Annotated in this window: 17 protein-coding genes and 1 pseudogene; 6 read left to right on the top strand and 12 right to left on the bottom strand. The window is 37.4% G+C overall.

Annotation, left to right across the window (positions count from 1 at the left end):
• Positions 1 to 10 precede the first annotated feature (10 nt).
• From L0B53_RS11765 to L0B53_RS11750, 4 genes are all read right to left on the bottom strand, one after another.
• A complete protein-coding gene (locus L0B53_RS11765) occupies positions 11 to 964 on the bottom strand; it encodes a sugar kinase (protein WP_235059781.1) in 954 nt (317 codons plus the stop codon).
• 52 nt (positions 965 to 1,016) lie between these two features.
• Positions 1,017 to 1,769, bottom strand: a complete 753-nt coding sequence (gene kduD, locus L0B53_RS11760) for a 2-dehydro-3-deoxy-D-gluconate 5-dehydrogenase KduD (RefSeq protein ID WP_235059780.1) — start codon at positions 1,767 to 1,769, stop codon at positions 1,017 to 1,019.
• A gap of 11 nt (positions 1,770 to 1,780) precedes the next feature.
• Positions 1,781 to 2,614: a 5-dehydro-4-deoxy-D-glucuronate isomerase gene (gene kduI, locus L0B53_RS11755; protein WP_235059779.1), complete on the bottom strand. Its 834-nt coding sequence runs from the start codon at positions 2,612 to 2,614 to the stop codon at positions 1,781 to 1,783.
• 109 nt (positions 2,615 to 2,723) lie between these two features.
• Entirely contained in the window at positions 2,724 to 3,887 is a 1,164-nt protein-coding gene (locus tag L0B53_RS11750) for a glycoside hydrolase family 88 protein (RefSeq protein ID WP_235059778.1), read from the bottom strand.
• A gap of 308 nt (positions 3,888 to 4,195) precedes the next feature.
• Here L0B53_RS11750 and L0B53_RS11745 point away from each other — a divergent pair, with 308 nt between their 5' ends.
• Positions 4,196 to 5,356: an anaerobic sulfatase maturase gene (locus L0B53_RS11745; RefSeq protein WP_235059777.1), complete on the top strand. Its 1,161-nt coding sequence runs from the start codon at positions 4,196 to 4,198 to the stop codon at positions 5,354 to 5,356.
• A gap of 131 nt (positions 5,357 to 5,487) precedes the next feature.
• Here L0B53_RS11745 and L0B53_RS11740 read toward each other — a convergent pair whose 3' ends face one another.
• The 3 genes from L0B53_RS11740 to L0B53_RS11730 all read right to left on the bottom strand — a co-directional run bounded on the left by L0B53_RS11740 (position 5,488) and on the right by L0B53_RS11730 (position 8,635).
• The gene (locus tag L0B53_RS11740; RefSeq protein ID WP_235059776.1) at positions 5,488 to 6,126 is read right to left on the bottom strand and encodes an RpiB/LacA/LacB family sugar-phosphate isomerase; all 639 of its coding nucleotides are present in this window, start codon (positions 6,124 to 6,126) and stop codon (positions 5,488 to 5,490) included.
• Positions 6,127 to 6,137: 11 nt separating this feature from the next.
• A complete protein-coding gene (locus L0B53_RS11735) occupies positions 6,138 to 6,719 on the bottom strand; it encodes a YgjV family protein (RefSeq protein ID WP_235059775.1) in 582 nt (193 codons plus the stop codon).
• Between the two features lie 155 nt (positions 6,720 to 6,874).
• The gene (locus L0B53_RS11730; RefSeq protein WP_235059774.1) at positions 6,875 to 8,635 is read right to left on the bottom strand and encodes a sodium:solute symporter family transporter; all 1,761 of its coding nucleotides are present in this window, start codon (positions 8,633 to 8,635) and stop codon (positions 6,875 to 6,877) included.
• Positions 8,636 to 8,955: 320 nt separating this feature from the next.
• Here L0B53_RS11730 and L0B53_RS11725 point away from each other — a divergent pair, with 320 nt between their 5' ends.
• Positions 8,956 to 10,242, top strand: coding sequence for a carbohydrate porin (locus L0B53_RS11725; protein ID WP_235059773.1), 1,287 nt, complete (start codon positions 8,956 to 8,958; stop codon positions 10,240 to 10,242).
• A 315-nt stretch (positions 10,243 to 10,557) separates the two neighbouring features.
• Positions 10,558 to 12,311 (top strand): annotated as a pseudogene (locus L0B53_RS11720) (DUF4955 domain-containing protein).
• 91 nt (positions 12,312 to 12,402) lie between these two features.
• Here the strand turns inward: L0B53_RS11720 and L0B53_RS11710 are convergent.
• Positions 12,403 to 12,948, bottom strand: a complete 546-nt coding sequence (locus L0B53_RS11710) for a lipocalin family protein (RefSeq protein WP_235059771.1) — start codon at positions 12,946 to 12,948, stop codon at positions 12,403 to 12,405.
• 407 nt (positions 12,949 to 13,355) lie between these two features.
• On the opposite strand from L0B53_RS11710, the gene L0B53_RS11705 reads away from it, so the two are divergent.
• Positions 13,356 to 14,642: an OFA family MFS transporter gene (locus L0B53_RS11705; protein ID WP_235059770.1), complete on the top strand. Its 1,287-nt coding sequence runs from the start codon at positions 13,356 to 13,358 to the stop codon at positions 14,640 to 14,642.
• Between the two features lie 232 nt (positions 14,643 to 14,874).
• Here L0B53_RS11705 and hrpA read toward each other — a convergent pair whose 3' ends face one another.
• Positions 14,875 to 18,774 (bottom strand): ATP-dependent RNA helicase HrpA, encoded by a 3,900-nt coding sequence (hrpA, locus tag L0B53_RS11700; protein ID WP_260115546.1) that lies wholly within the window; start codon positions 18,772 to 18,774, stop codon positions 14,875 to 14,877.
• 442 nt (positions 18,775 to 19,216) lie between these two features.
• Here hrpA and L0B53_RS11695 point away from each other — a divergent pair, with 442 nt between their 5' ends.
• The gene (locus L0B53_RS11695; RefSeq protein WP_235059769.1) at positions 19,217 to 19,681 is read left to right on the top strand and encodes a TerB family tellurite resistance protein; all 465 of its coding nucleotides are present in this window, start codon (positions 19,217 to 19,219) and stop codon (positions 19,679 to 19,681) included.
• Positions 19,682 to 19,772: 91 nt separating this feature from the next.
• On the opposite strand, the gene L0B53_RS11690 is transcribed toward L0B53_RS11695, so the two are convergent.
• Positions 19,773 to 21,497, bottom strand: coding sequence for a mechanosensitive ion channel family protein (locus L0B53_RS11690; RefSeq protein ID WP_235059768.1), 1,725 nt, complete (start codon positions 21,495 to 21,497; stop codon positions 19,773 to 19,775).
• A gap of 459 nt (positions 21,498 to 21,956) precedes the next feature.
• Here L0B53_RS11690 and yjjG point away from each other — a divergent pair, with 459 nt between their 5' ends.
• Positions 21,957 to 22,634, top strand: coding sequence for a pyrimidine 5'-nucleotidase (yjjG, locus tag L0B53_RS11685; protein ID WP_235059767.1), 678 nt, complete (start codon positions 21,957 to 21,959; stop codon positions 22,632 to 22,634).
• Positions 22,635 to 23,433: 799 nt separating this feature from the next.
• On the opposite strand, the gene L0B53_RS11680 is transcribed toward yjjG, so the two are convergent.
• Together L0B53_RS11680 and L0B53_RS11675 are read right to left on the bottom strand one after the other, a co-directional pair.
• On the bottom strand, positions 23,434 to 24,663 hold the full coding sequence (locus L0B53_RS11680) for an MFS transporter (protein ID WP_235059766.1): 1,230 nt from the start codon (positions 24,661 to 24,663) through the stop codon (positions 23,434 to 23,436).
• Positions 24,664 to 24,972: 309 nt separating this feature from the next.
• Positions 24,973 to 26,331 (bottom strand): NCS2 family permease, encoded by a 1,359-nt coding sequence (locus L0B53_RS11675; RefSeq protein ID WP_235059765.1) that lies wholly within the window; start codon positions 26,329 to 26,331, stop codon positions 24,973 to 24,975.
• Between the last annotated feature and the right edge of the window lie 83 nt (positions 26,332 to 26,414).

Here is a 26,414-nt window from a genome sequence, read left to right as displayed (position 1 = left end):
TAGGGATAATTTAATCCGATAACTTAACCGTATCAGTGACCGATTGAGGGATAATCGCCCCTTTATGCTGAATCACTAAGCCCGCTAATTGATTGCCAAGTTGACAGCCTTTTTCCGGCGAATTTTCACGCAATAGCTGACAAATAAAACCGGCATTGAAAGAGTCGCCAGCAGAGGTGGTATCAACAACGTGACTCACTTTATCCGTTGGAAAATCCATACTCTGTAATCTATTCTGATTACCCTCTTTGATCACAGAAAAATACTGACAACCTCCAGCACCTAATTTTAATACGAACTTATTTAAGCCTAGTTTTTGCAGGCGTTCAGTGGCATCTGTTATCTTTTTATCGCCCCAAAGTTCGATTTCATCATCAAAAGTAATCAATGCATACTCACATAATGGAATAATCTGCTGATAAAAAAATTGAGCTTGTTGAGGCGAGTCCCATAATTTAGCGCGATAGTTACTATCAAAGACAATTTTAACGCCTGCTTGATGAAGCGATTTTAATAATTCAACAAAGAGTAATTTATCTGAGTTTGAGAAAATGGCGACAGAGATCCCAGAAAGGTAGAGGTAATCTAGCTCAAAAAGCGCTTTTTTAACGTTCGAAAAATCAGGATGTTGTAATAACTGAGAAGCTGCAGACTGTTTACGCCAATAAGAGAATGTACGCTCCCCTTCTACATCTAAGCTGATTTGATAAAGCCCAGTTTGGTGATGTTGATCCAGAAGGGTTAAAGAGGTATCAATGCCTTCTTGTTGCCATAGTGAAACTAACTGTTGAGAAAGTTCATCATTACCAACTGCGGTAATATAATAGGGTTTAATCGTCGGATCTAAACGATGTAGATAGACCGCACTATTTAAGGTATCACCACCAAAATGCTGTTTCATTTCACCAAATGCCTGACCGTTTAATTCGATCATGCACTCTCCAATGAAGCCCACTTTTTTCATTTTTCTTCCTTAAAAAATTAAGCCCACCTAAGTGAGCTTAATTCTAGTGTACTTATCGAGCTAACCAACCACCATCAACCGCCAGTGTATATCCATTCACATAGGCCGATGCATCAGAAGCAAGGAACACAACCGGCCCCATTAGATCTTCTGGTAAACCCCAGCGTTCCGCAGGAATACGCTCAAGAATTGCTGCATTACGCGCTTCATCTGCACGAATCGCTGCCGTGTTATCTGTCGCCATATACCCCGGTGCAATGGCATTAACATTAATGCCGTGTTTCGCCCACTCATTTGCCATTAGACGAGTGACCCCCATCACGCCACTCTTCGATGCCGTGTAAGAAGGAACGCGAATACCACCTTGGAAAGAGAGCATTGATGCGATATTGATGATCTTACCGCCATTACCTTGCTCAATATACTGCTTAGCCACGGCTTGAGATAAGAAAAACAGTGATTTAACGTTAATGTCCATCACTTCATCCCAATCTTTCTCACTGAAATCAATCGCATCATTACGACGAATAATGCCGGCGTTATTGACAAGAATATCCACTTTACCGAATGTCTCTACCGCTTTTTCGATGATCATTGGGATATCATCAGTTTTCATTAAATTGGCACGAAGATCTAAGAATCTTGCACCTAATTTGTCCATCTCTGCTTTAGTTTCAATAGGATCACTGATATTGACACCAACGATATCACAACCCGCTTTTGCTAAACCTAACGCCATTCCTTGACCTAAACCAGTGTTACAGCCAGTAACGATAGCTACTTTACCTTTTAATTCAAAATTCATTTGTTGATCTCCTATCGAATAGCGTTAATTAAAATGTGATCCATATCATCAAAGGTCTGGTTTTCTCCCACCATTCCCCAGATAAAACTATAATTCTTTGTTCCTACACCTGAGTGGATTGACCAACTTGGCGAGATAATTGCCTGCTCATTATGAACAAGAAGGTGACGAGTCTCTTGCGGTTCACCCATCATGTGGAAAACGGTTTGATCACTGTCCACATCTAAATAAAGGTACACTTCCATACGACGTTCATGGGTATGGCAAGGCATGGTGTTCCAAAGGCTGCCTTCTTTTAATTGAGTTAAGCCCATCACTAATTGACAAGTTTCTACCGTATCAGGAACAATATATTTATTAATAGTACGGTGATTACAGTTGATATCTTCCCCTAAGGTGACAGAAACGGCTTGATCTTTACCAATTTTCTTCGTTGGGTATTTCATATGAGCAGGGGCGCAGTTAAAATAGAATTTTGCTGGCTCAGAAGCAGATTCACTAACAAAGCTTAACTCTTTGCTCTCTTTACCAATATAAAGCGCTTCTTTGTTTGCAACTTGGTAGCTTTCGCCATCAACGATTACCGAACCTGTGCCACCAATATTAATGATCCCCATCTCACGACGTTCTAGCAGATAACTCACGCCGAACTGCTTACTCACATCACCAAATTGCACTGCGGTTTCTACTGGCATAACACCACCAAATAAGATGCGGTCAATGTGACTGTAAGTCATGGTGTAACTATCAGCTTCAAAGATCTTCTCAACAAGAAACTCATCACGTAGACCTTGAGTATCCAATGTTTTTGCATGTTGGCTATGAATGCCTTGACGAATATCCATTTTTAATCCTAATGTATTGCGTTTTAACTCTATATTTGAATAGATGAACAAATCAAAACGCGAATATTTTTATATAAATAAAGTAAGTAAGTTATTTATCGAAGATGACTTACCAGAAAAAACGTTGGTTACCGGTAATACGGAGTAGTGCTTCAAGATAGTAATAATCCCCATAAGGCAGCATATCTTTACACATATCTCGTTTAACAAAGGAAGCACCTTGATTTAATAGACCAAGCGCTTTTTCATCACCCGTTAAATCACATTGATCCATCAGACCTTTTGTTAAATGCATGCCCCACTGCTCATAAATATGACGTTCGTCATCATCTTCACAAAGCTCAGCAATCAATAAGAAACCGGCCGCAGTTATCGCGCCTGCAGAACTGTCTTTGTATTGAATTTCATCTTGCGGTAAACGGTAATCCCAAATAGGAACTGGATCGGTTTTTAAGTGATCCATTGTAAATTGAGCTAACTTCTTCGCTAACTCTAAGAACTTCACATCACCGGTATATTTATAAGTTTGCGCAAAACCATGAATAGCCCAAGATTGACCACGAGCCCAACAAGAGTCATCTGCATAGCCTTGGAATGTCTCACCCTTAATCGGTTGTTGAGTCAATGGATCAAAGTTAAAAGAGTGGAAGGTTGAATAATCATCGCGAACAATGTGCTTCGCTAATGTCTCGGAGTGTGCAATCGCTGCTTCTTTTAATAAAGGTGACCCCGTTTGCTCCGACGCCCAGAAAAGTAGTGCAGTATTCTGGAGTGAATCAATAATGGTTTTACCTTGGGTTTTTTCTGGCCCAAGAATATGAGTATCATTCCAAGCCACAATATATTTACCAATACGACGGAAGCGTAAATATAAGCTGTGTGCGGCATCGATCGCCATCTGCTTATACTCTTCATCGTTTGTCAACATATAGCCAGCAACACAACTTAAAGAAAACTGGAATCCAAGATCATGGTCATGACAATCAGGATTTGCCAGCATATCTTTGAAATACGCTTTACGAAAATTAGCGCTATTTTTAAACTGCTCAATACCCGTCTGTTGATAACATAGCCATAGCTGACCAACCCAAAATGAAGAAACCCAATCAGATGGACCACAATACTTCCACTCATGATCACTGATGCCAATTTTGGGGTTATTAATGCCAATCTTAGTAATATTTTTCTGGGTAAAACCAATAACAGTCTCTAAATGCGATTGAAAATCTAGCTTATTATATGTTGTAGCTGGTAAAGGGATACTTAAGCTCATCTGACCCATCCTATTTAAGCGTCTTTCAATAAAGTGTTTTTTTCTTATTGCCGATATTCTATAAGTGAACAGGATGAATGCCAATGTCAAAAAAGAGACTAGAATGTAAAAAAAGAAACTAAATTAAAAAATAAAGGGATTAAATAAAGTAAATGTGATTGTTATCATAAATTCGAAAAACAATCTCAAAAATAAAGATTAATAATATACTTTTAGGTTTCTTTTTATTCATCGCCTCGATATGATCAATAAAATTAGGCGGCTTATCTTTAGCATCTCCCTCATCACAATTATCATTTGGCTCTTTTATGCAGAACAATCAAATTCCTTTTCATATCATGTCAAAACCAACCGGTTCTCGTTGCAATATTGATTGCGATTACTGTTACTTTTTATATCGTGATGATCAGCTATACCCTGAAGGACTGACTCCTCAAATATCTGATAAAACTTTAGAAGCTTATATAAAAAACTATATAGATTCCCAGCCAACCCAACATATTGTTTTTAGCTGGCAAGGCGGAGAGCCTACATTACTGGGTATACCTTTTTTTGAAAAAGTGGTGGCTTTACAAAAAAAACACCTTCCTATCAATAAAAAAGTTGCTAATGATTTACAAACTAATGGCATTTTATTAAATGACCAATGGTGTGCTTTTTTAAAGGAACATCATTTTTTTATTGGTATCAGTATTGATGGTCCAGAGGAAATTCATAACCATTACCGAGTTTCGAAGGCTAAAAAAGGAACCTTTAAGAAGGTATTATCAGCGACCGATAAATTGAAAGAATACGGTATTCCATTTGCGACATTAACCTGTATTACCCAATATAGTGCCCCAAAAGCATTAGAAATTTATCGTTTTCTACGCGATACGGTCAATTCACCACAAATACAACTAATTCCCATTGTTTCTCAAGATGATATAAACCCAGATCCCAATATCATTGCCGTGAATAAAACAGCATTTACGGTTCAACCAAAACAGTGGGGAGAAGCATTAATGGCCATTTTTGAAGAGTGGTCAAAATATGATATTGGCAAGGTGTTTATACCCACCTTTGAGAATTATATTGGAACCATTCTTAATTATCCATCAGGTAGTTGTATAAATAGTAAAACGTGTGGTCAAGCTTTAGCGATTATGCCCAATGGTGATATTTTTAGTTGTGATCACTATATTTATGATCAATATAAGTTAGGTAATGTTAATCAGCAGAATTTACAAGATATGATTCAACAGCCTCAGCAAAAAGATTTTGGTGAAAGTAAATACACGACTTTATCAAAAACATGTTTAACTTGTGATTATTTAAAACACTGTTACGGCGGATGCCCTAAAGATCGAATTAAAGATCAAGATGGAAAAACAATTAATTACCTATGTGAAGGGTTAATTTATTTCTATCAAAATAGTAAACAAAAAATTAACGATATAGTAAAATCGATGAATCTTAAATCTATCTAAAAATCCTGACTAATTAAATCAAGAAAAAAATAAGAGAAAATAATTTAACACAAATAAAAAGAGCGATGAACTATAATTCACCGCTCTTTTTTATCGATTATTTCACACTCAAATTTATTGAAGCGTATATATTAAGCTAACATGCTCTCAACATACTGCTTAATTTCATCTGATTGACAGTTTTCAAAGAAACATTGCTTAAATCTTTCACCTGATATCGCCGTTTTAACTAATTCAGGATCGATAGCTTTTAATGTCTCTAAGTAATTTTCTTTTGCAACCGCAGCTTTGATATCATTTAAAATATTGGCATTTCGAACTTGAGCTTCTTTACGTTCAACCGGGTACCCTTCACCACGCGGGCTTGAGAATGCCTTTTCAAACATATACTTAGCATTGAGCTCTGCGGCCCAACCAAAGCCTTTTGCAAATGCTAAAGAGAGTGCATTACCATTATTGATTTGTGAGAATAAGAACGCATCTGCTGGATCAAGACAGTAACCACAGACCACACCAGGGTGAGCATTAAGCGATAACATGGCACCTTGGCCTGTACCACAACCAGTGACCACGAAATCAACGGCTTTAGAATTAATTAAAATACTTGCCATAATACCGAGGTGAATATAAGTTAAATGGTGATCATTTTCATCGCACATACCCACATTATAAACTTCATTGCCCATTGGCTTGACAACATTCTCAAGCTCGTTTAAAACAGCACTGTTTTTACCAGCCTGACTATTTTCCATCATTAATGCAATTTTCATAATAAAATCCTTTATTGTTCTTTTAAAGGTATTGAAGGTCTTTCAATGCCCATTTTTATAATTGTGATAATATTGACAATAATTAAAGTTAACTCTAAGAGAGTTCCTCCAATCGAACCAACATAAATATTATTTATAAGCCAAAAGCATGAACCCATTAATAACCCTACTCTTAATTTAATGCCTGTAAGCTGATAAATTGAGTAAGTTCCAACACATGTCCCTACTGTAGCCATTAACTGAAGTGGTGTTTCATATAAATATAAACTAGATACTACACTAATAAAAATAAACAGTGCAACAATTAACTTTGATTTGAAATAGATAGAACCAAGAGTTCTCAATATGTTAACAATAGAGCTAATGGCTGAAATAATAGCACCCAAGAAAATAAAATGAATCATGTGATTAACGTTAAAAATAATCATCATAATTTTTAATTTTTTATCATCTTTTTGCTTAAACATCAGAATACCTAGGATATAACTTACCCCACTCAGTATTTGTGCTACTAAATATCCATTTTCAATATCTATTTGAACCCCCTTTATCCCCTTCTTACTTAAAGTTGCTAAGTTGTTGACTGTGCTCATTTTCCCCAATCATATAGAGCGCCTATATTCATGGGATCTCATTCACTTGCCGACGACTAGCAACGCCAATTACTTTGGGTATAAGTATATATTCAATACCAATAACCAAGAAAAGCACCTACCAATGTAGATGCTTTAATCGTTATTTTTTTATCTTATGCCTCAGCAAGTTCGGGCTTTACCTTGGTCAAGCTTTTAGAGTAAATCATGCCTCCGACAGCTAAAATAAACACCCCACAAATTAAGAAGTAATGAGCATTATCATTCGGCAGTAGATAGAACCCAGTGATTACTGCACCAAAGATTAAGGTTAAACGCCCTAATACACGACACTGCATCACATCCGACTCATCCATTCCTGGCGCTGAAACTACCGGTGTACGCTGATTTTCAAAGAATTTCTCAACTTCTGCTTTACGCTCACCAACAGGGGCTTTATAGAACAACATGGTTGAGAAGAAGAAACCGACCGTTAAGATAGCATGCATAAACTGGGTAATAACCACACCTAAATCTTTAAGCTCACGTCCGGTCATGCTTGTTCCGATCATCTCAGAAACCCACTGAGCATTGAATACACTGTTACTAATGATACTAACTGTGAAACCAAATAGTACCGTTGCCCAGCCAGCCCAATCAGGAATACGCTTAACGAACATACAGAATGTTTGTGGAATCATCATCGGGATATTCACTAAACCAGCGAACAAAATCATCATCGAGAACAAGCTAATGCCGCGAAGTTCATTTAAGAAAAGCGCACAAACGATAACGATACAGCCCATCACCATCGTTGCAATTTTACTTACGCGAAGCTCATCTTTTTCTGATGCATTCTTATTGATAATTGGCTTATAAACCGATTTAACAAATGATGCAGTTACAAAGTTAATACGAGAATCGAGTGTTGACATTGTTGCAGCAAACATTGCTGATACAACTAAACCAACCATACCTGCTGGTAATAGAGTCTGTACCACAGCTAAATATGCCGCTTGGTTTGCTTTACCACCAAGCTGTGGATACATTGTCGCTAAATCAGGAAGTGCACCTGCCGCCCACATTGGAGGAAGGAACCACATAACACTACCTAGTGCAAATAATGCCGCCGTGAAGTAAGCCGCTTTACGTGCTTGAGCCGAATCTTTAACACATAAGAAACGAACTGATTGACCGATGTTGTTCATATCAATCACACGCTGAATTAAGATAGCACCAACCCAAAGCAAGAAGATCTCTTGGAAGTTAACACCGTGTCCAGTCCAGAAGCTACTATCACCACTCCAATGGTTAGTGATTTCTGAAATATTATCAACGTTATTCAGCACCGCGACAAAGGTCACCACACTAATTGCAACAATCAACATCGCTTGTAGGAAGTCACTAGATACCACCGCCCAAGCACCGCCTGTCACTGTCATTAATACAACAGCCGCACCTGTAATGATGATGGCAAACTGAATGTCCCATCCAAGAATAGCTGAAATAAAGATAGAAACTGCATAAAGAGTGATCGAGCCCCCCATTAAACCGGTAATCATATAAACAACAGTATAGAAGCGCTCTGTTTTAGCACCAAAACGCTGTCTGATTGCTTCCATCGGAGTAATTACACGCATCTGTCTAAAACGGGGAGCAAAAATGCGAGCACAAACGAGGTAACCAACAATATTGAAGATGAAAATCCAAACAACCGTAAAGCCATCAATATATGCTTTACCCGCAGCACCAGTGAAAGTCCATGCACTAAACGTTGTCATAAAAGCACTTGCGCCACCCATCCACCAAATCATTTTACCGCCCCCACGGAAATACTCACTGGTGTTTGAAACTTGTTTACGGAATACAAAGCCCAATGACACCATAAAGATGAAATAGAAGACTATCGCTCCAATATCGTAACTAGATACATTCATATTCATTCCTTTAAAACGTATAAATAATATATTGCCAACTGATAGGGATATATTAAATAGAATCCACCACACTTTATCCATGAAGAAAAAAAACAAAACACCGATAAAAAGAAACAATAGCTGTTTTATGTCATTTGAATTCTAATTTATGTGATCCAAGTAATAAAATAGAAAGATTGATAAGGAATTAATTCAATTGTGACTTGGTTATCACTTCTTTCTTCATGTTCGTTATTTACATGATCGAAATGAAATACTCATGTTCATATATTCATTTTCCATTTAGTTTAAAAATAACAACAACAAATGGACGAATAAAAATGAAAGTAGCAAAGTTAAATAAAGTACTTATTGCATTACCTTTATTAATGAGCATGAATTCAGCAATGGCAATCGATAATATTGATATGTCGGCTTATTATCGTGCTGGTGCTGGTTCATCAAATAACACAGATGAATATAAAAAATGGAACCACCAAAAAGTGGGGCGTTTAGGAAATGAAAATGATCTCTACTTGGGTTTAGGCTTGGGGGCTGATCTTTATAATGATGATAAATACGATGCCTACTTTCAGTCTCGTTTAGTCTACCAATCAAATGGTTCTAATGACTGGGAGTCAATGAATGATGATGATACTGACTTTATGTTTAAAGAACTAAACGTTGCAGTTAAAGGTCTATTCACTGCCCTTCCTGATTCAACCGTTTGGATGGGTAAACGTTATAACCAGCGTCATGATGTCCATATTATTGATACATATTATTGGAATGTGTCTGGCTCTGGTGCCGGTATTGATTATATCCCATTAGGTGACGGGTTATTATCAATGTCTGCGATCCGATCGGATAAAAGTGATCAGGAAACGGATTTAGACTTTGACTGTACTGAAAACTGTGAGAATGATAAACAAGTCGTCAACGTCAATATTTTTGATATTCGATACAAAGGAATTAATCTTTGGAATCATGCACAACTTGAAGTCGGTTTAGATTATGGTGTACCAAATGATAGCCCTGATTTTGTCGAAGGAGAAAAAACCAACACCAATAATGGTCTTTTAGCGACCGCGATTGTTCGCCATAAAGATAAAGCGTGGGGATTTAATGAAACCGTTCTGCAATACGGTACTAATGGCTTTTCAAGTGCGCTATTCAAAGACCATGCGGGTAAAAACTTCTTTATCAATACCCCTGATGATTCATCAGCTTATCGCGTAATGAACCATGGCTTAGTTAACATTAATCAATCTATATCTATCGCTCACTCTATTTACTACACCTCTTCAATTGACGATGTTGAATATGATCAAACGGAAGATAAAACAACCTTTTCTATCGTCGCTCGCCCTGAATATAAGTGGGACAAACATAACAAAACCATTATGGAGTTAGGTTATTTTGACTCTGAAAGTGGCAAAGATGTTAGCGATTCAGGAACTAAAGTAACCTTAGCGCAAGCATGGTCTGTTGGCGAGAGCTTCTGGGCTAGACCTGAACTACGTGCCTATGTCTCTTACTTTAAAGACTTCGATCATGATAACTCTTTTGGTCAGAATAATGATACCGATGTCGTTATCGGCTTCCAAGTTGAAGGGTGGTTCAAATAAAATACCGCTTATAAAAAATTAATAAGTAAAACTTATATCTAGGCCTGCTGTATTACATTTATTAATCCAGCAGGCTTTTTCGCTTAGAAAAGTAACAATGTAACACTGAAACAATAAATTCACATTTACCCAACCTGCATCACAAAATAATTACAATAATTAAGTTGGTTTCCTTTTCTGCATCACATGGCCCTTTTAACCATGTTTAATGATTACCATACAGCCAATAATCCTCTGACAATTTGAAATATATTATTCAATACACGAAATAAATAGACTTAAGTTCACTAAATTAATTATGGGAAATTAATTACTATGAAAAAAACACTCCTTTCTTCGATCATATTACTTACTTTATCTGGCTGTAATGAAACGTCTGTTTATTGGACTAACTTTATTGATTCTCGGGATGAAAAAACAGGATTATATGATTTAAGTTCTAATTTAGATAAAAAAGACGTTATAGCAGATTACTCTTTTGCAGGATACAAATTTGGAGAGAGTAATATTGATGATATTGATACCTCATTAGAATATATTCAGGCTAACCCAGAGCTATTTAAGATATATAATGTGACCGACTTTGGTGCAGTTGCTAACGATAATATCAGTGATAAAACAAGCATCAAAAATACAATTTCGACGATAAAATCCGATAGAGATAATGGTGAAACTAGAACGGCTATTCTACTTTTCTCCGAAGGTAAATTTATCATTAATTCTGAAGCAGACCTTGCTGCTATAGATGAGAATAGTGAAGACTATCTAGAACAAGTCAAAAATGAACAACCTATTTTTATTGATATTGATAATATTGTCATTAAAGGTTCAGGTAAAGGAGTCACAACGTTATTTAATCAAGTTCACCTATTACCAGAGAACCCAAGTAAAAAATGGACAACCCCTCATTTATTACAAGTTGGTGCCAAATCTTCCTCATTAGAAGAAACAGTGACATCAAAAATTATCGATAATAATACTCGATATTCCTCATTCTCTATCACAGTAGAGGATGGTGACCAATTCAACGTGGGTGATAGTGTTCAAATTGAATCACTTGTTGAAAGGGCAGAAGCCATTGAAGATGCCATTGCTCCTTATTTACTAGAGTATAAAAAAGAGAGTCATTTACAAACGGCAGTTTGGGCTAATTTAACAAAAGGTTTAAAGAAGATAGAGAAGCATTTAATCAAATCAATTGATGGCAATACGATTACTTTTCACACGCCTATCGCTCATGATATTGACGCTGAAAAAGACAATTGGGTTTTAAAAACGGTTAATTCTCTATCTAACATCGGTATTGAAGATCTCACCATACAAGGTAATTGGCATCAAGAGTTTGTCCACCACGAGGATTATATTCATGATAGTGGCTACAGTATGCTATCAATGAAAAATTTACATAATTCATGGTTACGAAACATTGAGATTAAAGACTTTAGTCAAGGTGGGGTTTTATATAATACTTTTAATGTGACCGCCAAGAACATTGAAACAACGGGTAATGCTGGTCATTTAGCTTTCACCATTATGTATGGTAACTACAATTTAATTGACGGTATTACCGATACTGCAGGTTCTTGGCACTCTCCTGGTGTATCTAAATACTCGATTGGTAATGTCTATCTTAATAGTACCTATACGGCGACCAGCTCGATTGATTTACACGGTGAGCAATCTATTGATACTCTCTTTGATAATATGAAGGGGGATGGATTTACGGACGCTGGGGCGCATCATCTTCAAATCAACCCAATCATCTTCAAGGATTAACATTCTGGAATCCAGTGAATACTGGAGAACCTATGGAACAATTTATGTTTATGAAGGATGATGGAATCTACGGTAGAGTGATTATGCCTTACATTATTGGGATGACTGGCAATGAAATAACTTTCGCGCCTCAAGCTAATTATGTTGAGAAGATGATTGAAAATGGCACTGCAGCTTATACTTCTGTTCCCTCGCAGGATAAGTTACAGGCTTATGTCGAAAGTAATGGTCAACCTGTCTTTCCTCAATCTTTATATCAAGCACAAGTTGAATTAAGAAATAATCACCAATAACCGGAAACATTTCTAAAAATAGGCATCAAAATATAAGCTACTTTTGATGCCTGCATACTTTGCCAGTTTCAACAATTATAGGCTAAAGCAGTTAATTACTTGACGATTTCTCATCTGGGATAACACTCTCTTGCGATACAATAATTAAATTATCGGTATTAAAACCTAATGCTTTTGCTTCAACAACAAAACGCTCCATTAACTCTCTCTCAATGGTGGGTGTTCTTGATAGCAGCCATAAATAGTCATGGTTATAGCTTGAAACAAAAGCGTATTGATAATTTTCTTTATCTAAATTAAAAATAATATAGCTACCATAAAAAGGGCCAAAGAAAGAAACTTTTAGATAACCCGTCTCTTTATCTTCAACAAAATATGCTTTCCCTTCAGCTTCTTTCCATTTATTTTCATCAAGACTAAAGCCTCGATTGATAACCCGTACCCCACCATCTGGTCGTAGCGAATAACTGGCTGTCACTTGTTCCATTGAACGTTCAAATGAGTGATCTAAACGCGCAATTTCATACCATTTTCCTAGGTATTTATCTAGCTCAAACCCCTTCACAGGCTCAACACTCTCAGGTTTACTAACACAACCCGTCAATAATAATAAACAAAATATAATAAATTTTTTCATCTGGATTCTCTTTATATCTTTATTCTTTTAATCATAGTTCTGATTCTTAAATATGAAATAAAAGGCTTAATTTTGAGCGATAAAAAGTAGCAAATAGTTTAAACCCTCTCACAAAAAATAGATGTAAACATGAAAGACCATGTAATTAATCTGGTTTTTGTTGCAAGAAAAAAAATCCAGTGCCATGCTTCCTAGCGAATTAATTCAACCTTAAAGAGCTTCAAATAAGAAGGAAATATCAATAAAATTTAGATCTGCTTTAACGTGAGTTAATAGCAACCATCCAATAACCTCTGATCTAGTTGTGCCATCGCATGGGGATAAGTGAAATAACCTATTTCATAATTCATAGATTAATAATTATTCAGATTTTAGTCCATATATATGGATTTTTGGAAGGATTTGTTATGCAAAAAAATATTAAAAACCGTTGGTTAATGGCGCTTTCTGCCGTTGCCATTCATGTCTGTATTGGTTCCGTTTATGCTTGGAGTGTGTACAGTCGACCGATTCAGTCCGCAATGGGCTGGAGTTTAACTGAAGTCACGACTACCTTTTCAGTTGCTATCTTCTTTTTAGGGTTATCTGCTGCCATTATGGGGCGTTTTGTTGAACGTCGAGGACCAAAAGCCGCTGCTTGTTTATCCGCAATTCTATTTGGATTAGGGACAATTGGTTCCGGATTTGCCATTTCAATTGAATCAAAAATGATGCTCTATTTCACTTATGGTGTATTGGGGGGTTGTGGTTTAGGTATTGGTTATATTGCCCCAGTTTCTACTTTAGTTAAGTGGTTCCCAGATAAACGTGGTTTAGCAACAGGTCTCGCCATTATGGGATTTGGCTTTGCGTCTGCCATTTCAGGACCCGCTATTGCACTGCTTATTGGCTCTTTTGGTATCGCGTCGACATTCTTTATCTTAGGTTCAATTTACTTTGTAGTGATGATCAGTGCTGCACAATATTTAGCCCCTCCACCAGCTAATTATATGCCTGAACATTTTAAAGCTGCCGTGGCTACGGGGCAAAAAGAGCTTAAAGTCGACTTAGAGAACCTATCCGCCAATGACGCGATAAAAACACCTCGTTTTTATGGGCTTTGGATTATGCTGTTTATTAACGTAACCTGTGGTATTGCGGTCATTGGTGTTGCATCGCCACTATTACAGGAGATCACAGGAATCACAGCAATCGCTGCAGCATCAGCCGTCGGTTTAATGGGGGTCTTTAATGGTGTTGGACGATTTATTTGGGCCAGTGCTTCAGACTATTTAACCCGTCCGGTAGTCTATATTGCATTCTTCACAACCCAAATCATCGCTTTCTACCTATTACCTGGATTAACGAATATTCTACTGTTTCAAGCGATGCTCTATTATATTATGACCTGTTACGGTGGTGGCTTCTCTTGTATTCCAGCTTATATTGGCGATATTTTTGGTACTAAACAGCTTGGTGCAATCCATGGCTACATTCTTACGGCTTGGGCATTTGCAGGATTAGCGGGACCAATTATTATTGCTTATGTTAAAGACAGTACGGGGAGTTATGGCAGTACGTTGTATGTATTCTCGGCTTTCTTTGTGGTGGCATTAATCACCTCTTTAGCAATGAAACTAAATATCAATATGCTACAAAATAGAAAAGCTCAACAACGTCAGGTTGAGAAAGAAAGTTTAGCCATTACCGACTAAATTTTTGAAAAAAATGACACTGAATGGATTACCTTGAAGAACTAAACTAGCCTGTCCTTCTAAATGACCCTTTCAGTGTCATCCATTATACCCTTCATACTTGAAGTCGCTAGGTTGTTGACTGTACTCGCTCGCCCCAATCATATACATATAGTACACCTATACTGATGGGACTTACTCTCTTGCCGCCTACTAACAACTCCAATTATTTTAGGTATAGACCCTTAACCTATTAACACTCGCTGATGGCCATCTTAATCCGCTTATCGGAAATAGGATAAGGTGTACCCAATTGTTGAGCAAAGAAGCTGACACGTAGCTCTTCAATCATCCAACGGATCTCTTTCACCGCATTTGGAATTGGTTGACCTTTAGGTATTTTATTCAATAACTCTTTATAGTCATTGACTGCTGACTCAATTTTGATGATATGCAAGCGATCACGATTGGGATCAATCGGTAACTTCTCCAAACGTCGCTCAATCGCCTTCATATAACGTAAAATATCAGGAAGTCGACGCCACCCACACTCTGTCGCAAAGCCTTTAAATATTAAGCTGTCCATTTGCGCTTTAATATCAGAGAGTGCAAAAGCCATAGTGAAATCTACACGCCCTTTTAACTTCTTATTGATATTAAATGCCATGGTTAAGATCTGCTCAACTTGTTGGGCAATTTCAACCACTGTATCGCCAAGCTCACCACGAATATGCTCTTTCAATGCTAAGAATTTATCCGAATCTTGAACTAACCCGCCCTTCTCTTCGATCAATTTATCAATACCACATGCGATACAATCATCAATCAGGTCCAATACGCGACCATAAGAGTTAAAGTAGAGCCCTAGCTTTGACTTATTCGGCAAATTCGCATGCAAGTACTTAATTGGCGATGGAACATTTAATAAGATCAAACGGCGCTGACCTTGTTGCATGGCATTTTTTTGCTCTTCTTCTGTTTCAAACAGCTTAATCGCCACCGAATCTTTATTATCGACTAACGCAGGGTAAGCTTTCACTTCAAAACCACCACGTTTTTGCTGATAACAGATCGGGAGTTCACCAAAAGACCACGTTTTCAGCCCCGACTGTTCGATATCATCATCCGCAACTTGTGATAATGTCTCTTGTACCTGCTCTTTTAAGCCCTCTTTTAAACTGTAAAGATCTTTACTCTCTTTTAGTTTACGGTTTTTATGATCAACCACGCGATAAGTGACTTTAAGGTGATCTGTTAACTGCTCTGGATGCCAATCTTCACGTAGAATCGTCACTCCAGTCATTCGACGAAGTTCTTTTTCTAACGAATCTAACAACGGTGCTTCCATTGCTTCCACCCGTGCTAAAAAGGCATCCGCATAATTTGGTGCAGGGACAAAGTTACGACGTACCGTTTTTGGTAGCGATTTGATTAATGCAATCACTAATTCTTGACGTAACCCCGGGATCTGCCAATCAAAACCGTCTGTTTCAACTTGGTTTAAAATCGGCAATGGAATATGTACCGTCACACCATCACTGTCTTCACCCGGCTCAAACTGATAACTTAACTTCAGCTTTAAATTGCCTTGATGCCAGAAATTAGGATAATCAAGATCGGTAATGTGAGAGGCATCACCTCTAAACAACATCTCTCGCTCGAAATCTAATAATTCAGGATTTTCCGCTCTCGCCTTTTTCCACCAACTATCAAAATGACGACCAGAAACAATCTCTAAATCTAATCGTTGATCGTAAAACTCAAACAAGGCTTCATCATCAACCAAAATATCACGACGACGAGATTTATGCTCTAACTCTTCAACTTCCGCTAAGAGTTTTCTATTTTGACGGAAGAATTTATGTTTGGTTTCCCAATCCCCTTCCACTAACGCTGAACGAATAAAGATCTCACGACATACCGTCGGATCAATCGCGCTGTAGTTAATTTTACGTTTTGGAATTAGCGCAATGCCGTATAACATCACTTTCTCAAACGCAGAAACTGCCGCAGATTTCTTCTCCCAATGTGGTTCACTGTAGTTACGCTTAACTAGATGTTGCGCAAGATTTTCTACCCATTCAGGCTGAATTTTGGCGGCAACACGTCCCCATAACTTTGAGGTTTCGACCAGTTCAGCCACCATCACCCATTTTGGCTGTTTCTTAAAGATGCCCGATCCAGGAAAGATATTAAAGCGGGCATTTCTCGCCCCTTGATATTCATTCTTCTCTGGATCTCGAAGACCAATATGAGAAAGCATGCCAGCAAGCAATGAAACATGGATAGACTGATAATCTGCCGCTTGATCAGAGATATGATAATCCAACTCACGCATCACTTGGCTAACTTGGAAATAGACATCTTGCCACTCACGAATACGAAGATAGTTTAAATAATCCGTACGACAAAGCTTTCTAAATTGGGAATGAGAAAGCGCTTTTTGCTGCTCTTTGATGTAATTCCAAAGATTAATAAAAGTTATAAAGTCAGACTCTTTATCATAAAATCGACGATGTTTTTCATCAGATTGTTGCTGCTTATCTGATGGACGTTCACGCGGATCTTGAATTGAAAGCGCAGAAGCTACCACCATGATCTCTTGCAATGAGTTCTGCTGTGGGGCTTCAAGCACCATACGAGCCAAACGTGGATCAATCGGTAAACGAGCCAGTTTACGTCCCATTTGAGTCAGACGTTTACGTGGATCTTTGGCTTTACTATTAATGGCTCCGAGCTCTTCAAGCAGACGAACACCATCATTAATGTTCCGGCTATCTGGTGCTTCAACAAAGGGGAACGCTTCAATGTCACCTAAACCTAACGAGGTCATCTGCAAAATTACCGATGCTAAGTTAGTACGTAAAATTTCAGGATCGGTAAACTCAGGACGTGAAACAAAATCCTCTTCAGAGTAAAGACGGATACAGATACCTTCAGCCACACGTCCACAACGACCTTTACGCTGGTTAGCACTGGCCTGAGAAATCGCTTCTATCGGTAAACGTTGAACTTTGGTGCGGAAACTATAACGACTAATGCGGGCAGTTCCCGGGTCGATAACGTACTTGATCCCCGGAACCGTTAATGACGTTTCTGCCACATTGGTTGATAAAATAATTCGACGACCACGGTGGGATTGGAAAATCTTATTCTGCTCCCCTGCAGAAAGACGTGCATAGAGCGGCAGCACTTCAGTATCGCGTAACTTCCGTTTCACTAAAGCATCGGCAGTATCCCGGATCTCTCGCTCGCCATTCATAAAGATCAGGATATCCCCTAGACCTTCATCACACAGTTCATCAACCGCATCAAAGATTGCTTCAAGTTGATCACGATCGCTTTCGCCACCGTCTTCCATAACGGGACGGTAACGGACTTCGACTGGGAACGTACGACCAGAAACTTCAATGATCGGTGCATTTCGGAAATGCTTTGAGAAACGCTCGGGATCAATGGTTGCTGAAGTGATAATTAACTTAAGATCAGGGCGCTTGGGTAAAATCTCACGTAGATAACCCAAAATAAAATCGATATTTAAGCTTCGTTCGTGAGCTTCATCGATAATAATGGTGTCATATTGGTTTAAATAACGGTCATTTTGAATCTCAGCAAGTAAGATACCATCGGTCATCAATTTAACTTGGCTTTGGTCAGAAACTTGATCGTTAAATCGAACTTTATAACCTACATAAGAGCCAAGCTCACACTCTAACTCTTCAGCAATTCGGCTCGCTACCGTTCTCGCAGCCAAACGACGTGGCTGAGTATGACCAATCATTCCAAATTGGCCACGACCTAGTTCCATACAGATTTTAGGGATCTGAGTTGTTTTACCTGATCCTGTTTCACCCGCAATAATCACCACTTGGTTATCGCGAATTGCCTCTGCGATGTCATCTTTTTTCTGACTAACAGGCAATAATTCCGGATAAGTAATCTTTGGCCGATTAGTTGCTCGGCGCTCAGCCGTCGCCATTGAGCGTTCAATATCTTGATTGATCTCAGCAAAAACGGCTTGTTGTGATTCTGGCTTCTTAATTTTAGATGCGCCAAATAACCGTTTATTGAGACGAAAACGGTCGCGGATCATGGTGTTCTGTATCGCTTGCTTTAGCGTAGAGAAATGTAATGGAGATGGAGTATCGGTCAAAATGCGCCCTACAACTTGATAGTAATGAGTGACCCCTTAAATACTCTTCTTATTTAAGTCATAACAACCCGTCCTAAAACGAAATGAATTAAACAAAGAGAAGGGTTATTTTTAATTATACCTAAAATAATTGGAGTTGCTAGTAGGCGGCAAGTGAGTGAGGCCCCATGAGTATAGGTGTACTATATGATTGGGGCGAGAGAGTGCAGCCAACAACCTAGCGACTTCAAGTATGAAAGGTATAATCGTCAATATAATTTTCTGGGCGCTAGTTTAACACAGCAAAACCAAGCTGTCGTATATCCTCAGTAGCCCCCCTTTAATAACGGTCAAATAATCCACAGATGCATGCTAATGGGTTTAAATTAATATGAATCTCAGTTGATATGATCTACACTTTTAGCTATTCGTCGATTGGAATGTTTTTTATATTGAGGTCATCATGTTTGTACAATTAAAATCGCTACTACGTCAGGTTCTTTCTGACAGTAATGGAGATAGTGGCGCAGTCGATAGTCAAAGTTTACGGCAAGCAATGGCAGGGTTACTTTGCCAAGTTTCAGCCGCAGACCATGATATTGCAGATGATGAACGGAACTCTCAAATTCGATTATTAACAGGACTGTTAAATATCGACCAACAAGAAGCTAAAACTCTGGTTGAAAACAGTGAAAAAGATCAACAGCAAGTGGTTTCATTATTTCAATTTACTAATAAATTGCGTGACATTGATATTAGTCTAAAAATCGAATTTATTAATGCAATGTGGCAAGTCGCTTATGCTGATGGCATATTAGACCCTCAAGAAGAGGCAATTATTCGTCAGGTTGCAGAATTAATTTATGTCGATCACCAAGACTTTATTAAAACCAAACTGGCAGCACAAAAGAACATGGCATCACAATAGTTATTTAAATGAAGCGATTAAAAAACCGATATTACACTCTCCATATTATCGCTGATGGAAAGTGTAAACTATCGGTTTTTTATTGACTTAATTAAGGGGTTGCTGGACGATTAGGGCTTATCTGTTGTTGAGCAACGGCTTGTTGATTCATATAAAGATGTACATCTTGTTGTGGAAATGGGATAGAGATGCCCTCTTTATCAAACTCCAGCTTCACCTGTTTAGTAATATCCCAATAAACATCCCAATAATCAGCGGTTTTCACCCAAGGACGAACAATAAAATCAACTGAAGAAGCATTTAGAATATGTAATTTAACAACAGGATCTGGGCTCTTTAATACTTTCTCATGATCGGTAATCATCTTAATCAACATTAGTTCTACTTTCTCAATATCATCGCTGTAACTAACTCCGAAAGTCATATCAACTCGGCGTACTCGTTCATGGGTAACATTCTTAATCGTATCCCCCCAAATTTTATTATTAGGCAAAATAATAATTTGGTTATCGAAAGTACGAATAGTGGTATTAACTAAGCTCATTGAGCTCACTTTCCCCATGACACCACCCGCTTCTATTGAATCACCAACATCAAATGGACGGTAAATTAATAACATCATTCCAGAGGCAAAATTAGATAGTGTATCTTGTAATGCGAAGCCAATAATAACCCCGGCAATACCAAAACCCGTTAATACTGGAGCAAGGTTTAACCCAACTTGAGAAAGAGCAATCAATATTCCAAGCAAGAAGATTGCTTTCCCTGAAATAGACACAAAGAAAGATTGCATCAATTGAGAGAGATTTAACTTTTCAGAAGAGACGCCTTTGGCAACAATTCGTCTTACAATGCCAGAGATAACTTTACCTAAAAAGATAATGCCAAAAAAGACCAAAAATTTAAAACTAAGTTGTATGCTATTGTTAAGCAACCAATCTTTTGATTCATTCGCCCACGTACCAAGAATAGAGAGAAGAACACTCACTTCGAGAATATCTTCCGTTAAGTCACCGGTAGATTCAAATAGTTGCTGCTTATAAGAAGTTGTATCAATATCAAGATTATCCGCAATTCCCACATAGGATTTTAAAATAGTAGTCTCACCATTTAAGCGTCGCTCAAATAAAAGATGAATAAGATCTAGTTTTTCTTTTTCCTTACCTGTCGCTGTTTTTAATTGATCAGCATATTGCTTTTCTTGGCTTTTATCATATTGCAATACAGCAGAAATAAATTCTAATTGTTGAATCACTTCATTTTGTAACTCTTCTTTTTGAACTTCAACATCCACGCCCAAGGTTTCTAACCAAATGTAATTTTGCCAGCTATCACTTAGAATTTGAGCATAATATTGACGCATTTCAATTTGAATTTTAATCTTTAATAGCTTATCTTCAGTTGGAAGTTTTTCATACGTGGCTTTTTGCTCTTTCATATATTGTGAAAGTAAACGCTTAGCTTTAGATACAAATTCTTGCTGTAATTCTATATTCTTAATAATGACGGCAGGTCTCACCTCTTTTGGATCATCAACAATAGAGGCTAATACTTTTCTTCTTTCATCATTTTTCTTAACGACTTGTAATCTAATTGCATCTTTTTCTTGCCCTTTAACCCCTCGATCTTCAGTGTAAAGAGCTTTAACTTCATTAGATAATTTATCTAACTCTTCAATTCTAGGATCTATCTTTTGAACAGGTGCAGATATCTTTTTTTCGACTTGATTTTCTTCTTTAACGATATCCTCTGCAGAGGTGTAAGTCGCAAAAGAGAGCTGATAAAGAGTGAATATTAGTAATAAGCTCCAGCGCATAAATCTTCCTTAATCATCATTTCTAACTCGGAATTAACATTATATATCCTTCATATTTTGAAGTTACTAGCTTGCGATTGTCACCCCTTCAACCAAATCATATATCCCCTTCTTACTTGAAGTTGCTAGGTTGTTGGCGATATTCATTCGCCCAAATCATAAGAAACCTAGACTCATGGGGCCTCATTCACTTGCCGCCTACTAGCAACTCCAATGACTTTGGGTATAACAGACCTATCATCATCGGTTTATTGACTGATCACTTCTAGTTATTCCAATTATCCAGATATAAATAATATTTTTTATTAAGTGTAGACTAAATTGCTATTTTTCTTACTCTTTTAACAAAAAATCACAATGTACTTCTATCCTCTTGCTACTTGGAATTATATTTAATAAACATAAAAAAAGAGTTAAGCTTCATTCCCCAGTAAAAATTGAAAAACAAAGGCCTATAAAATGAAATATCAATGGATACTCTTCGATGCTGATGAGACGCTGTTTAATTTTGATGCTTACCAAGGTCTAAAGTTAATGTTCTCCCGCTATCATACTGAGTTCACACAAGAAGATTATCAAGCCTACCAAGAAATCAATAAACCACTCTGGGTTCAGTATCAGGACGGTGATATCACTGCAACAGAATTACAAAACACTCGTTTTCATGGATGGTCTCAGCGCTTAGACATTCCAGCTCAAACGCTTAATGAACAATTTTTGATTGCCATGGCAGATATTTGCTCATTATTACCGGGAGCCCAAGAGCTATTAGATAAACTCGCCCCAGTAGCTAATATGGGGATTATCACCAATGGCTTTACACGTTTGCAGACTATTCGGTTAGAGAAACTCAAACTACTTGATCTTTTTTCCCCTGTTGTTATATCTGAAGAAGTTGGAATAACCAAACCAGATGTAGGGATATTTAAGCATACATTTGATTTAATAGGGAACCCAGATAAAAATAGAATATTGATGGTTGGAGATAATCCACTATCGGATATTTTAGGTGGAATAAATGCAGGAATTGATACGTGTTGGTTAAATGTAAACGATTGCGTAAAACCAAGTAATATAGATCCAACTTATCAGGTTAAATCTTTATTTGAATTACAAGAAGTCTTATTTAATAAATAAATGCTCAAGTTTAATAAATAAAGGCTAAAGCTTAGAAAGGTTTTTTACCGACCTTAACTCAATTTCTGCAACGAATATCTTTGGGATAAGTATGAGTGAACAGGTCGGTGCTTTTCTTTATTATTGATTTATACTAGTAATTGGATCGAGACTACTAATTTAATATGCAACTAATATTAGTTTTGTAATAAATCAACTTTGTTACTGGTATTATAGAAAGCTAAAGTTCTGATTTTACGTGAAGATACTTTTTGCTTTTTCATTTTTCTCATAATTTTTTTCATAATGTTTTCCTTCTTTTCTACAACAATTATTCTAATAAATTTCATCCCTTCTTTTTGAGATACTTATCGCAATTTTATTGTTATTTAAATTATGTATGTGACTTTAATCGCACTTTAATTATAAAGTGTCTAAGACAACACGACATGGCTAATATTAATCCTGAAATGTTAAAAAAACATCAAATCAGCATTAACAGTCAGTTAACGTACCACACTAAAGTAAGAGATGTAAACCCTTATTTAGTAGTAACCTAAAAGTGAAAGGTTCATTTAGTAAAATTAAGGCTTCATTTTCATTTGAAAATGAGCGATAAATTTTACTAAATATAAGATAGTTGCAACGTTAATGAATTTCTACCCTTAAAATTAATTATATTTGAAAGATCAGATCTCAATACTGAAAGTATTTTCATTGTTCAATGATATTAAATAATGGTCATAATAACTATACCTAAAATAATTGGAGTTGCTAGTAGGCAAACATCAGATAAGAAAAAAATAAAAGTCCTAAAACTTTAATCTGTAGCATCCGGAGCAACAATCATTGTTGATTTAGCGACAAAAAGTGAAGTAAATGACCAAATAATACTGACGGCCAGACAAAGTGATAAAGAATATGACCAATCACCAAAGTGTTGATATAAAGCTCCAACAGCTAATGGTCCTGTTGCCGCAATCAAATAACCAATCAATTGAGACATAGCAGAAACCGCTGCCGCTTGATGAAGATCCGTTGTTCGCAATCCAATAAAAGATAATCCCATAACAAATGTCCCACCAATATTAAAACCAAATACGGCCACCCATAATGGTGAATAACTAGGTGCAAAAAGTAGCCCCGCAATACTGAGCACACCAAATAGAGTCATGCTAAAAGTAAGTGCTCGCTTATTACTGAAGTATGTATTCAATGGAATGAGCAAAATAGCAGGCACAGATGTAAACAGTTGCATTAGTCCTTGAAGGCTTCCAGCTTGTTCTGCAGAATAGCCACTATCCGTTAAAATCGTTGGTAACCAATTGATAAAAATATACATCAAAAATGAGTTCATGGTTAAAAATGCAGTGATCTGCCACGCAATGGGTGAGCGCCAGATATAACCTAACTTGGGTTTTGCAACCGTTGATGTTAAAACTTCTTTATGTTTTTTACTTCTTAATATTTGTGGGATCCAAAGAATAATCGCAGCGACAGCAAAAAATAGAATAGTTAACAGAGAATATGCCCAATTTGGTAAGCCAGTTAACTCTAAATGTTCAATTACAGTCAATGCTGGAACCGCAAATGTGGCACTAAGGCTTGCACCCACTCCCATCACTAACACATATATCGCAGTGACTTTCATTATTTTGTCGGGAAAGTAACGCTTCAATAAAGTAGGTAACAATACATTGGCAATGGCTATACCTGCACCAATAATCACCACACCGAGGTAGAGCATCGCCGTCGTCCCTAAAGAACGGACGATAATCCCAATAAAGGTTAATATCAGAGAGAACATCAATGCAGACTCATAACCACGCTTATGCCCTAAAATAGATGCAACAGGAGAGAAAAAGGCAAAAGCAAGAACAGGAAGTGTGGTCAAAAGGCCAAGTTCTAATGTCGATAAGTGGAGGTGCTGTTGGATCTCACCAATCAAAGGCCCAACTTCAGTGATAGGTGCGCGTAAATTAAATGCAATTCCAATAATACCGATTAAAAGAATTATCGACTCTTTTCTAGAAAGATGAACTCTAGTCATAAATACCTCATACAAAATTTCGCATAGGGTAGTCTTTCATGCTGATTTTGTATACAGGTATAATCTCTTATTTTATGACTATTTTAAAAATATTAACTTAGTCAGAAATTTACATTCGTTACATTATAATTTTTATTAGCTACTTTAAGCTGTAAAATCAAAAAAGCTCTCTATTCACACTCCTAATGATGATTAAGATTAATGTGATATTAGAGAGCTGGTTCCACATAACACCTCGTTAATGCTAAAGGTGCAAAGGTGTTATACCCTTCATTCTTGAAATCGCTAGGTTGTTGGTTACGTTAATAATTAAAGCGCCCAACCACCCACATAAAAAACAACCAATACAATCGCAATAATAACAATCCCTGGATTTAATTTCTTAACTTCACCTGAGAAAATACGACCAATAACTAATGTAGAGAAGCCAAGCATAATACCGGTAACAATATTACTACTTAATACAATAAATACCGCACACATCAAACCTGCGAGTGCATCAACATAATCGTCAAAATCAATTTTCGTTACGTTACTCAGCATCAACAAACCCACATACATTAATGCCGGTGCAGTTGCATACGAAGGAACTAAGTAGCTTAAAGGAGCAAAGAAGATCAGAAGAACAAACAGACCACCAACAACCGTTGCTGTTAACCCTGTTTTACCACCCGCAGCGGTTCCGGCTGCAGATTCAATATATACTGCAGCCGGTGCTCCACCAACAAAGCCAGAGAAAATAGAACTCACTGAATCAGCCGTTAATGCTTTTCCACCATTAATAATTTGACCGTCTTCATCAAGAAGATTGGCTTGTCCAGCAACCGCTCTAATCGTCCCTGTTGCATCAAAGATAGCTGTCATCACCAATGCTAGTACCGCAGGTAGAACCGCTAAACTCAATGCACCTTGAATATCCATTGTTGCAATTAAAGATCCTTCACCACCAAATGTTGGCATTGCAAAGAAACCATGAAATTTAACACTAGGATCGATAATTAGGCCAATAACTGAGATTGCAATGATTACCATCAAAATACCACCCGGCACTTTTCGACGTTCTAAGCCAAAAATAGCCGCTAAACCTGCAACAGACATAATCACAGACAACGAGGTCACATCACCTAATGCAACAGGTAAACCAGCATGAGGGTTTTTAATGATTAAACCAGTACTATCTGCCGCAATCAGCAATAAAAATAGACCAATACCAATCCCTGTTCCATGGGCAATACCAGATGGCAGGTTATTCAAAATCCATTGACGAACACCTGTTACTGTAATTAAGGTAAAAATAAGACCCATTAAAAAGACAGCGCCTAGTGCAACTGGAATACTCACCCCTTGTCCAAGAACTAAACTAAATGCAGTAAATGCAGTTAATGAGATCGCACAACCAATAGCCATCGGCAAATTAACCCATAACCCCATTAATAATGAACCAAATGCTGCGACTAAACAGGTTGCAATAAATACTGCGCCTTGGTTAAACCCTGCGGCTCCTAACATACTTGGAACAACAATCACCGAATAAACCATCGCTAAAAAGGTTGTTAGTCCTGCTAATACTTCCCTTCTAACCGTACTTCCTCGCTGAGAAATTTTAAAAAAATCATCTAACCCTTGATTTCTTTTTGCTTCATTTTTCAGTGCACTTTCTGTAGACATAACTATTTCCTTTGTCGTTGAAATTAGGTTTTATTCTATTTGCAACGTGATCTAATTATACTGATTAAAAAGATTCCTTTAAT

Source organism: Vibrio sp. SS-MA-C1-2 (genome assembly GCF_021513135.1).
Taxonomy (GTDB): domain Bacteria; phylum Pseudomonadota; class Gammaproteobacteria; order Enterobacterales; family Vibrionaceae.
The sequence above is the reverse complement of the archived record's forward strand: the minus strand, read 5'-3'. Positions and strand labels throughout refer to the sequence as shown.

Bases quoted from the DNA above. Each gene is read 5' to 3' on its own strand.
- L0B53_RS11765 (WP_235059781.1), bottom strand. From the start codon at position 964: ATGAAAAAAGTGGGCTTCATTGGAGAGTGCATGATCGAATTAAACGGT.
- kduD (WP_235059780.1), bottom strand. From the start codon at position 1,769: ATGAATTTTGAATTAAAAGGTAAAGTAGCTATCGTTACTGGCTGTAAC.
- kduI (WP_235059779.1), bottom strand. From the start codon at position 2,614: ATGGATATTCGTCAAGGCATTCATAGCCAACATGCAAAAACATTGGAT.
- L0B53_RS11750 (WP_235059778.1), bottom strand. From the start codon at position 3,887: ATGAGCTTAAGTATCCCTTTACCAGCTACAACATATAATAAGCTAGAT.
- L0B53_RS11745 (WP_235059777.1), top strand. From the start codon at position 4,196: ATGCAGAACAATCAAATTCCTTTTCATATCATGTCAAAACCAACCGGT.
- L0B53_RS11740 (WP_235059776.1), bottom strand. From the start codon at position 6,126: ATGAAAATTGCATTAATGATGGAAAATAGTCAGGCTGGTAAAAACAGT.
- L0B53_RS11735 (WP_235059775.1), bottom strand. From the start codon at position 6,719: ATGAGCACAGTCAACAACTTAGCAACTTTAAGTAAGAAGGGGATAAAG.
- L0B53_RS11730 (WP_235059774.1), bottom strand. From the start codon at position 8,635: ATGAATGTATCTAGTTACGATATTGGAGCGATAGTCTTCTATTTCATC.
- L0B53_RS11725 (WP_235059773.1), top strand. From the start codon at position 8,956: ATGAAAGTAGCAAAGTTAAATAAAGTACTTATTGCATTACCTTTATTA.
- L0B53_RS11710 (WP_235059771.1), bottom strand. From the start codon at position 12,948: ATGAAAAAATTTATTATATTTTGTTTATTATTATTGACGGGTTGTGTT.
- L0B53_RS11705 (WP_235059770.1), top strand. From the start codon at position 13,356: ATGCAAAAAAATATTAAAAACCGTTGGTTAATGGCGCTTTCTGCCGTT.
- L0B53_RS11695 (WP_235059769.1), top strand. From the start codon at position 19,217: ATGTTTGTACAATTAAAATCGCTACTACGTCAGGTTCTTTCTGACAGT.
- L0B53_RS11690 (WP_235059768.1), bottom strand. From the start codon at position 21,497: ATGCGCTGGAGCTTATTACTAATATTCACTCTTTATCAGCTCTCTTTT.
- yjjG (WP_235059767.1), top strand. From the start codon at position 21,957: ATGAAATATCAATGGATACTCTTCGATGCTGATGAGACGCTGTTTAAT.
- L0B53_RS11680 (WP_235059766.1), bottom strand. From the start codon at position 24,663: ATGACTAGAGTTCATCTTTCTAGAAAAGAGTCGATAATTCTTTTAATC.
- L0B53_RS11675 (WP_235059765.1), bottom strand. From the start codon at position 26,331: ATGTCTACAGAAAGTGCACTGAAAAATGAAGCAAAAAGAAATCAAGGG.